At 67.9% G+C, this 857-nt stretch carries 1 protein-coding gene; it reads left to right on the top strand.

From position 1 onward, the window contains the following. Positions 1–199 precede the first annotated feature (199 nt). Positions 200–857, top strand: a 658-nt coding sequence (gene htpX, locus B9G38_RS17325) for a zinc metalloprotease HtpX (RefSeq protein ID WP_086221179.1), incomplete at its 3' end; no start/stop codon positions are given.

Here is an 857-nt window from a genome sequence, read left to right as displayed (position 1 = left end):
CGGTCGACGACCCAGCGCCCGGAGGCGCCGCGGCCGCCGGTGACGAGGACTGTCTCCATGTCCGTTCCTCGGGGAGCGCCGGAAAAAGGGCGTTGTTCGTCGGTTCGCCGCGGTCGCCGCTCGTCGATACGGGCGTCGATCGGCGACCACGGCCTCCCGCTCCGGCAGGCTTTAACGCGCCGAACGGTAATTCAGGGGTATGGACTGGAAGACAGACTGGGGGTTGCGTGGACGGATGGCGTTCACGATGTTCCTCCTGTTCGCCCTCTACGTCGTGTTCGTCGGAGCTCTGACGGTGTACTTCGGCGACTTCCTCTTCCCGCTGATCATGCTCGGCGGGTTCTCGATCGCGCAGTACTTCTTCAGCGACAAGCTCGCGCTGCGGAGCATGGGCGCCCGCGAGGTCGACCCCGACGAGTACCCCGACCTCCACCGCCGGATCGAGCGCCTGAGCCAGCAGGCCGACCTCCCGAAGCCGAAGGTCGCCGTCGCGAACACCCGCGTCCCGAACGCGTTCGCGACCGGGCGGAACCGGAAGAACGCGACCGTCGCGGTGACGACCGGCCTCCTCGACAGCCTCGACGAGGACGAGCTCGACGGCGTGCTCGCCCACGAGCTCGCCCACGTAAAAAATCGCGACGTGATGGTGATGACCATCGCGTCGTTCCTCTCGACCATCGCCTTCTTCATCGTGCGGTGGGGGTGGCTGCTCGGCGGCGACAACCGGCAGGGCGCGCCCGTCATCGTCGCGATCCTCGTGTCGCTCGTCGTGTGGGTGGTCTCGTTCCTGCTCATCCGCGCGCTCTCGCGCTACCGCGAGTACTCCGCGGACCGCGGCGCGGCGCTCATCACCGGGA

The sequence above is a fragment of the Halorubrum sp. SD612 genome (assembly GCF_002135005.1).
The sequence above is the reverse complement of the archived record's forward strand: the minus strand, read 5'-3'. Positions and strand labels throughout refer to the sequence as shown.